This window comes from Salinigranum sp. (genome assembly GCF_041641895.1).
Classification (GTDB): Archaea; Halobacteriota; Halobacteria; order Halobacteriales; family Haloferacaceae; genus Salinigranum.
The window spans coordinates 1-8,641 of sequence record NZ_JBEPXO010000117.1 but is presented as its reverse complement, the minus strand read 5'-3'; the positions used below and the strand labels follow the sequence as shown (position 1 = coordinate 8,641).

The following is an 8,641-nucleotide window of genomic DNA, read 5'->3' as shown; positions in this document are numbered from 1 at the left end:
TCGGGGGAACAAGACAGATGTCACCGGGTTCGCTCTCTCGACTCGATGCCCGCCCGTCGCACACTCCTCCACGCTGGCGGCCTCGCCGGTCTCGCGTGCCTCGCTGGCTGTCTGGCGGCTCCGCCGTACACTGCCCCGACACCTACGGCCGACGACTGGCTCACGACCCGACGTGGGCCGACGAACACGGCGTGTGCGCCCGACGCGACGCCGCCACGGGAGCGGCCCGCGGTCGCGTGGCGCGCTGTCGCGTCGGGACCGGTCGACGAACTCCTCGTCGACGCCGACACCGTCTACGCCACGCTCCCGACCGAGACGGCCGCGCTCGACCGCGAGACCGGCGAGCGCCGCTGGACGACGGCGGGCGAGGGCCAGTCGATGGTCCCGGCCAGTCGGCGAGTGGGCTGTCTCTCGGACGGGACGCTCTACACCGTCGACAGCGAACGGCTCCGAGCGTTCGTCGTCGCGGACGGCACGCGGCGGTGGTCACAGCCCGTCGCAGCGGAGCTGGGTGACCCAGTCAGGGGCTACGGGATGCAGGTAACTCGCTCGACTGTCCTCCTCGGCTACCACGGCGGACTGGCGGCGTTCGCCGTCGCGGACGGCTCGCACCGCTGGACCGTCTCGCCGGGGGGACTCGGCTGGGTGTACCCCGCCGTCGCCCACGGCCGGCTGTACGTCGGGAGTCCGGGGCCGGTCTACGCCTACGAACGACGGTCGAGACCGTCCCGGCTCCTCGACCCGGAACCGCGCGTCGATTGGCGGGCGCGCGGGCCGGCGTTCTGTTCGTGGCCCGTCGTCGCCGGGAGTCGGGTCGTCGTCGCCGACCGCGAACCGCTCGGCGACGAGACGGCGACGAACGTGTGGGCCTACGGACGAGACGGCGAACGGGCGTGGCGGACACGGGTCCGGGGGACCGGTCGCGCCCCGGCAGTCACGCCCGACGGGACGGTGGTCGTCTCCACCGGCGAGGAGCCGTCGACGGTCGTCGCGCTCGACGTCGAAGACGGCTCCGTCCGGTGGGAACAGGCGGTCACGCAGTACGTCCGCGAACCGGTCGTCGCCGGCGGCGTCGTCCTCGTCGCGGGGTCGCCCGACGAACTGGCGGAGGACGAGGTGGTGCGGGCGTACGACGCCGAGACCGGCGAGTCGCTGTGGGCGAGGCGCGTCGAGGGGCGAGTCGAACGGGTCGCGGCGGTCGGCGGACGGGTGTACGTCGGCACCGACGCCGGGCGCGTCGTCGCGCTCGGCTGACGGTCAGTCCTCCGTCACATCCCACGACGTGTCGACACGTCCCCGGTCGTCGACGAGCGACGGGTGGGTCCGCTGGCGCTGTGGGTGCGCCTCGGCGAAGCGCTCGCGCATCACCGCACGCGACTCGGCCTCGCGGTGGGCCTGCTCCGCGGCGTCGATCTCCTCACACCCCGGCGGGACCTCCCGCCCGCGGTCGGTGAAGTAGCCAACGGGCGTGACCCAGTCGTTGTAGAAGGGCGTCCCGGAGTCGTGGAGGAGCGTGATGCCCACCGCGGCCCCGTGGCCCGCAGCGACGACCGCCTGGTGGTACCGTTCGGTGAGTCGGCCCGTGGCGTAGAGCCCCGCGACCGACGTCCGGCCGACGCCGTCCTCGTCGACGAACGTCTTCGACCCGGCGGCGCGCGTGGTCACGTCCCCCGGGAGGTACGAGGCGTCGCTCCACGAGGCGGCGACGACGTATCGTGCGCGGACCGTCCCGTCCGCTGCGGTCGTCACGTCGAACCCCGACTCCGTGGGGGCGACGCGGACGACCCAGCTCTGCGCGATGGTGACGCCGTTGCGCTCGGCCTGCTCTGCGAGCAGGTCGGCGAACAGCCGTGGGTTCACCCCGGCGGGGAAGCCGGGGACGTTCTCGAGGTGGGCGTTCCGTCGGAGGATGGACTCGCCGTCGTTCAGGACGAGCGTGTCGAGACCGGCGCGGGCGGTGAACGTCGCGGCGGTGAGACCGGCGACGCCGCCACCGACGACGAGCACGTCACGGGTGTCAGAGCCGTTCATGCGGTTCCTTGGTCGGGAGTGGTGATTCGTGTGTCGTCCGCTGGGTGGTGTGGTGAGGACGAGTGGGCCGCTTCGGGGGCTGGTGAGAGCGTCGCGTCACTCCGTGCGAACGGGGACCGGGAGCGAGGCAACACCGCGTCCGCGTGTCACACGGGGTCGCGGTGTCCCCCCGTCTCAGACGTTCGGACACACACCCGACACGCCGGACGCCCACACACCGAACGCGACCCGGCGAGACGGAGAGGCCCGGGCCCACAGGGTTTTGTGCTCCGACGCCTACCCTGGGGTGTGGACCAGATCGTCGTCAGTACCGTCGTCTACCTCCCGCCGGAAGAGGTGTACGACTTTCTGGCCGACTTCCCGCGCTACCCCGAGTACTCCGAGTATCTGAAGGCCGTCCACCAGCGTGGCGACGGCGGGGCGGGGACCCGCTACGACATGCGGTTCGCGTGGTGGAAGCTCACCTACACACTCCGGTCCGAGGTCACCGACGTCAACCCGCCGTGGCGCATCGACTGGCGTATCGTGAAGGACCTCGACGCCCACGGCGACTGGCGAGTCGAAGAACTCGACGAACTACCCGCCGACGCGCCGGCGGACGCCGAGAGGGCGTGCCGGGTGACGCTCGACGTGTCGTTCGACCCACAGACCGCCCGGAACGGCACCCTCGACCTCCCGCGGTTCGTCTCGTTCGACTTCGTCGTCGACAAGATCAAACCCGTGCTGGTGAAGGAGGCCCAGAAGGTCGTCGAGCGTATCGTCGCCGACATCGAAGGGCGGCGGCGAGACGTCGACCTGGTGGTCGAGCGACGACCCTCGTAACCTCTCGGAGAAGACAGGCGCGGCCGAACGCCGCGCCCAGGCCGTCTCGTCGGACGAACGGGGACCGACGAGGACGAGCGCGGAACAGAAATACTGATACACGGTCCGTTCGGATGAACGGGACATGGGTGGCAGACGGTGCGCGTAGTCATCATCGGTGCCGGACAGGTCGGTTCGTCCATCGCGGCTGACCTCGACGCCACACACGAAGTCGTCGTTGTCGAGTGCGACCCCGCGCGCGTCGAGGAGTTGAACTACTCGCTGGACGTGCTGGCGATTCAGGGCGACGGGACGGCAGTGTCGACGCTCGAAGAGGCCGGCATCGACGACGCCGACATGGTCATCGCCTCGACCGACAACGACGAGACGAACATCGTCGCCTGTTCGACGGTGAAGGCCATCTCGGACGCCTTCACCATCGCTCGCGTGAAGAACACCGAGTACCTCTGGACGTGGCAGCGCTCGGAGAAGGCGTTCGGCATCGACTTCATGGTGTGTACGAACCTGCTCACCGCCGAGGCCATCGTCCGCGTGGTCGGCCTCCCCGCGGCGCGCGACGTCGACCCCTTCGCCGGCGGCCGCGTCCAGATGGCCGAGTTCGAAGTCGACGAGGGGAGCCCGATCGCCGGAGAGACTGTCGCAGAGGCCGACCGATTCGACGCGCTCACGTTCGCCGCGATACTCCGGAACGGGAACGTCGACATCCCGCGCGGGGAGACGGTCATCGAGGCGGGCGACCGCGTCGTCGTCATCGGGTCGCCGAAGTCGGTCCAGGAGTTCGCCACAACGGTCGCGCCCGAGGAGTCGCCGGGGACGGCCGAGGAGGTGGTCGTCGTCGGGGGGTCCGAAATCGGATTCCACGTCGCACGCCTCCTCGAAGAGCGCGGGTTCAGTTCGCGCCTCATCGAGCAGGACCCCGACCGGGCACGCGAACTCGCCGAGGACCTCCCCAACACGGTGGTGATGGAGTCCGACGCGACGAACCTCGACTTCCTCGAACGCGAGCACATCGGCGAGGCGGACATGCTCATCGCCACGCTCGACTCCGACGAGAAGAACCTCCTCGTCTCGCTCCTCGCACAGCGACTGGGCGTCGAGCGGACCGTGGCCGTCATCGACACCACCGCCTACGTCGAACTGTTCGAGGCCGTCGGCATCGACGTCGGGGTCTCGCCGCGGGAGGTCGTCGCCGAGGAGATTACCCGCTTCACCCGCGAGGGTGGCGCCGAGAACGTCGCGCTCATCGAGTCGGACAAGGCCGAGGTACTGGAGATAGAGGTCGACAGCGACAGCGTCCTCGTCGACAGGCCCATCCACGAGTCCGTCGGGTCGCTCCCGGAGGGCGTCGTCATCGGTGCCATCACCCGTGACCGCGAGTTCGTCGTCCCCCGGGGGAACACGCGCATCCAGCGCGGCGACCACGTCGTCGTCTTCGTCGACACCGCCGTCAGCGACGAAGTGTCGAAGTTACTGTAACGTACGCTGCTCGGCCGGCGACGCGAACACGACTGCTACTGCTCTCGCTCTTGCTGCTGCTCGCCGTCAGAGGCTGTGAGGCGTGCGGTCGCCTCGCGGACGTCTTCGATCATCTCCGCCTGGCGCTCGTTCGCCGTGGCGATGTCGCCGACACCGGTAGAGACCTCCACGGCCGTCTCGGCGACGTCGTCGGCCATGCTCGCGACCGACTCGGTGCTCGACGCCTGTTCGTCGGTCGCCGCGGCGACGCTCCTGATCCCCTCGGCGGTTTCGCGGACCGCCTCCGCGATGTCCGCGAGGTCCGACTGTGCGCCGTCGACCTGGTCGATGCCTGCCGCCACCCGCTCGGTGGCGTGGTCGAGGCTCGAGACGGTCTCGGCGGTGTCGGTCTGGATCTCCGCGACGGTCGTCTCGATCTGTCGCGCCTGTGACTGCGCCTCGCCGGCGAGCGACTTCACCTCGTCGGCGACGACGGCGAACCCGTCGCCCGCCTCTCCCGCGCGGGCGGCCTCGATACTCGCGTTCAGCGCGAGGATGTTCGTCTGGTCGGCGATGGCGTCGATGACCTCGACGATGTCGTCGATGTGGTCGACGCGCGTCTCGAGCGCCTCCACGTCGTCGGCGACTTCTTCCGCCGCCGCGTTGACGTCGCGCATCGCGTGTGCGGCCGCGGTGGCCGAGTCGTGACCCCGTTCCGCGAGCCGTTCGGCCTCCGCGCTCTTCGTCTCGACCTCGTCGGCCGTGGCGGCAATCTCTTCGACCGTCGCGCTCAGGTTCGACACCTCCGCCGTGACGGTCCCCGCGCGCTCGGTGAGCGTGGTCGCGTGCTCGTCGATCTGTCCGGAGCGCTCGGCGACGCGGTCGGCGGTCTCCTGGAGCGACTCGATGGGCGTCTCGATGTCACGCTCGACGTCGCCCGCGAGGCGTTCGTGTCGGTCCAGCGCGGACTCCAGCCGCGAGGCGTACGAGTCGATGTAGGTCTCCATCGCGATGGCCTGGTCGAACGAGATGATCTTCGACAGGGAGGTGACGCGCTCGACCACCTCGTCGACGGCGCGCTCGACGGCGTCGTCCGCGCCGTCGGCGTCGCCGTGCCGAGCGACCGCGTCGTCGCCCACCGCCCGGATCAGCCCCTCGTAGTAGACGCCGTACGCTCCGAGGTACAGGTCCGGGCCGAGGCCGAGCATGTCGTGGACCTTTCCCACCCGCGCTCGCCGGGCCACGTAGTCAAGGTCGTAGGTGCCGCCGACGAGGCTCCGGAGATACGTCTCCTGTGACCGCTTCAGCGCCTCGATGGGGAGCGACGACCGGTCGAGGACGGCCGCCGCCCCCTGGTCGCTGTGCAGTCGGTCGTAGAACGCGTCGACCAGGTCGGTCGCGACGTCGTCGACGACGTCGTCCATCCCGGTGAGTCGCTCGGCGTCGCCCTCGGTCAGGCCGAGGAACGACTTCCGGCGGCTCAGCTCCGCGTCGTCGACGCCGATGCCGGCCGCCAGCGCCTTCCCGTCGAGTTCTCGCCTGTCGCTGTCCGTGACGCCCGTTCGGTCCGTCGAGTGAGATGTGCTGTGTGACACGGTAGAGTCCTGGGTCCGTCCTGCGCCAGACCGCTTCGATGCGTCTGCCTCTCTCTCGTCGTACTTCGCTGTCCGCCCGCAGTACTACGGTTCTTTATATACTAGGTTTCAAACATGATACTGAGTGGGCAACAGTGAAGCGGCGGAAGTGGCTTCCTACCGATATGACTGACGGGCTCTTCGTCGAACTCTCGGTCGGGTGTCGCTCACACTGTCCGGTCGCGGACGCCTCCGCCGGTATCGACGGCGGAATCGACGACGTCTCACAGGCGGTGGTCGAGGGGGCGCGACTCGACGAGTACCGCGTTCCGCGCGGGACGACGGAGGCGGCTGGAACGCCGGTGTTCGAGACGAGCGAGGCGGTGGTGTACCGGACGTCTCGGCCGTGCGGCACCGGGTGCCCCTGCGAACTAATCGAGGCGGAGGGGTGTCCGACGGCCAGCGTCGGCGCGGCCGACGGCCGACTGGTGGTCTCGTTCTACGCGCCCGACCGGGAGACGGTCCGACGGGTGGTCGAGTCGCTCCGCGAGACGTTCGACGTGGAACTCCGCCGGCTCGTCACCAGTGGGGGCCGGACCTCACGCGACGACACCACCGTCGTCGACCGGGGGCGACTCACCGGCCGCCAGCGCGAAGTCGTCGAGACGGCCCACCGACTCGGCTACTTCGACTACCCCCGGCGCGCCACCGCCGAGGCCGTCGCGGCGGCACTCGACGTCTCACCCTCCGCGTTCGCCGAGACGCTCCGCGCCGCAGAACGGGCACTCCTCGACGAACTCTTTCCCGCTCGGCGGGCCGGACGGGAGCGGAGCGAGGTTTCGGTAAGGTAAAGAACCGCTCCGCACACGTCCCGGTGTGTATCGAAGTGAGGGTGAGCAGCGGTGAAACTCCGCGTGGACTACCGGGCGAGCCTCAGCCTCGTCGGGACGGTGCTGAAGTACCTCGCGGTGCCGCTTCTCATCCCGCTGGTGACCGCACTCGCCTACGGCGAGACGGTCCTCCCGTTCGTCGTGACCATGGTCGTGACCGTCGCACTCGGCGTGAGCCTCGAACGGCTCGAACCCGACCCCGACCTCCTCGCCCGCGAGGGCTTCCTGATGGTCGGCGTGACGTGGCTCGCCGTCAGCGTCGTCGGGGCGGTTCCGTACTTCGTCGAGGCGCACGGCCTCCCGCCGGTGGCGGCCCCGGTGCACCCGACGTCGACGCTCGGTAACCCCGCGAACGCGCTGTTCGAGTCGATGTCCGGCTTCACCACCACCGGAGCGACGGTGCTCGGCGACATCTCGTTCGAGACCCACACCCGCGGCATCATGATGTGGCGGCAGCTCACCCAGTGGCTCGGCGGGATGGGCATCGTCGTCCTCGCCGTCGCCATCCTGCCCGAACTCTCCGTCGGGGGAGCGCAGTTGATGGACGCGGAGGCCCCCGGCCCGGGCATCGAGAAGCTCACCCCCCGCATCGCCGAGACGGCCCGGGCGCTCTGGGGGGCGTACCTCGGCTTCACCGTCCTCGAGATGGCACTCCTGTACGGCCTCCACGTCGGTGGGATGGCGCCGAACATGGGGCTGTACAACGCCGTCGCACACGCGCTCACGACCATGCCGACCGGCGGGTTCTCGCCGGAGGCACGGAGTATCGAGGCGTTCTCGGCGGCCGCACAGTGGGTCATCATCCCCTTCATGGTCGCGGCGGGGACGAACTTCGCGCTGTTCTGGCACGCGCTCACCGGCGAGCCGAAGCGACTGTTCCGCGACGCGGAGTTCCGCTTCTACGCCGGTGCCCTCGCGGCGGTCACGGCCATCGGCGCCGGCCTCCTCCTCACGGGAACGGGCTTCGTCACGAGCGTCCCGCCGGGCGAGACGTACGACGCGGCCTACCTGGAGACGTTCCGCGGGGCCATCGTCGGACAGGTCGAACCCGCGGTCCGACACGCGGCGTTCCAGGCCGTCTCCATCGTCACCACCACCGGGTACGCGAGCATGGACTTCAACACCTGGTCGGCACCCGCGCAGTACCTCCTCCTCTTCGCGATGTTCATCGGTGGCTCCGCCGGGTCGACCGGTGGGAGCATCAAAATCGTCCGGTGGTACGTCGTCCTGAAGTCGCTCCGCCGCGAACTGTTCACGACGGCTCACCCCGACGCAGTCCGCCCCGTTCGACTCGGCGGACGCACCATCGACGAACGCGCCATCCGCGGCATCTACGCGTTCACGCTCCTCTACCTCGTCATGTTCTTCGTGGCGACAGTGCTCCTCGTGGTTGACGCGACCCGTATCGGACAGTCGCTCTCCGTACTGGAGGCGATGAGCGCCGTCGCGGCCACTCTCGGGAACGTCGGTCCCGGCTTCGGCGCGGTCGGACCGATGGGGTCGTACCTCGGCTTCTCGGACGCGAGCAAGGTGTTCATGACGCTCCTGATGTGGGCCGGCCGACTGGAGATCATCCCGGTGCTCGTGCTCTTCACGCCCGAGTACTGGCAGCGGTGACGACACTCCCGACGCGACGTCGTTCACAAAGGATTTAACGTGACGTCGACACGTCGATACCGTCCAGCGCCCTCCTCCCCCACTCACGCCGGACGTCCCCGACCATGTCGTCACGGTACGCAACTCCCGACTCGCCCTCCCTCGGTATCGCCACGGCTGCCCTCGTCGCGTACTCGCTCGTCGTCTGTGCGCTGCACTTCGGCGGCCTCGCATTCGAGGTCTACACCGCCATCTGGTGGTGGGACCTCCTGA

The 8,641-nt window shown here is 69.5% G+C and carries 7 protein-coding genes; 5 read left to right on the top strand and 2 right to left on the bottom strand.

What is annotated here, in order from left to right; translation table 11 throughout:
* The first annotated feature begins 45 nt into the window (after window positions 1-45).
* Window positions 46-1,254, top strand: a complete 1,209-nt coding sequence (locus ACESK5_RS17935; protein WP_372912952.1) for a PQQ-binding-like beta-propeller repeat protein — start codon at window positions 46-48, stop codon at window positions 1,252-1,254.
* Window positions 1,255-1,257: 3 nt separating this feature from the next.
* On the opposite strand, the gene ACESK5_RS17930 is transcribed toward ACESK5_RS17935, so the two are convergent.
* Complete coding sequence (locus tag ACESK5_RS17930; RefSeq protein WP_372912951.1) at window positions 1,258-2,031, bottom strand: FAD-binding protein; 774 nt, start codon at window positions 2,029-2,031, stop codon at window positions 1,258-1,260.
* Between the two features lie 288 nt (window positions 2,032-2,319).
* Here ACESK5_RS17930 and ACESK5_RS17925 point away from each other — a divergent pair, with 288 nt between their 5' ends.
* Window positions 2,320-2,853, top strand: coding sequence for a type II toxin-antitoxin system RatA family toxin (locus tag ACESK5_RS17925; RefSeq protein ID WP_372912950.1), 534 nt, complete (start codon window positions 2,320-2,322; stop codon window positions 2,851-2,853).
* Window positions 2,854-2,991: 138 nt separating this feature from the next.
* On the top strand, window positions 2,992-4,329 hold the full coding sequence (trkA, locus tag ACESK5_RS17920; RefSeq protein ID WP_372912949.1) for a Trk system potassium transporter TrkA: 1,338 nt from the start codon (window positions 2,992-2,994) through the stop codon (window positions 4,327-4,329).
* 35 nt (window positions 4,330-4,364) lie between these two features.
* Here trkA and ACESK5_RS17915 read toward each other — a convergent pair whose 3' ends face one another.
* Window positions 4,365-5,903 (bottom strand): globin-coupled sensor protein, encoded by a 1,539-nt coding sequence (locus tag ACESK5_RS17915; RefSeq protein WP_372912948.1) that lies wholly within the window; start codon window positions 5,901-5,903, stop codon window positions 4,365-4,367.
* Between the two features lie 164 nt (window positions 5,904-6,067).
* Here ACESK5_RS17915 and ACESK5_RS17910 point away from each other — a divergent pair, with 164 nt between their 5' ends.
* Window positions 6,068-6,733 (top strand): helix-turn-helix domain-containing protein, encoded by a 666-nt coding sequence (locus ACESK5_RS17910; RefSeq protein ID WP_372912947.1) that lies wholly within the window; start codon window positions 6,068-6,070, stop codon window positions 6,731-6,733.
* Window positions 6,734-6,784: 51 nt separating this feature from the next.
* Window positions 6,785-8,389 (top strand): TrkH family potassium uptake protein, encoded by a 1,605-nt coding sequence (locus ACESK5_RS17905; protein WP_372912946.1) that lies wholly within the window; start codon window positions 6,785-6,787, stop codon window positions 8,387-8,389.
* The last annotated feature ends 252 nt before the right edge of the window (window positions 8,390-8,641 follow it).

Excerpts from the sequence above, each read along its gene's own strand:
- ACESK5_RS17910 (WP_372912947.1), top strand. The coding sequence starts at position 6,068 with ATGACTGACGGGCTCTTCGTCGAACTCTCGGTCGGGTGTCGCTCACAC.
- ACESK5_RS17930 (WP_372912951.1), bottom strand. The coding sequence starts at position 2,031 with ATGAACGGCTCTGACACCCGTGACGTGCTCGTCGTCGGTGGCGGCGTC.
- ACESK5_RS17935 (WP_372912952.1), top strand. The coding sequence starts at position 46 with ATGCCCGCCCGTCGCACACTCCTCCACGCTGGCGGCCTCGCCGGTCTC.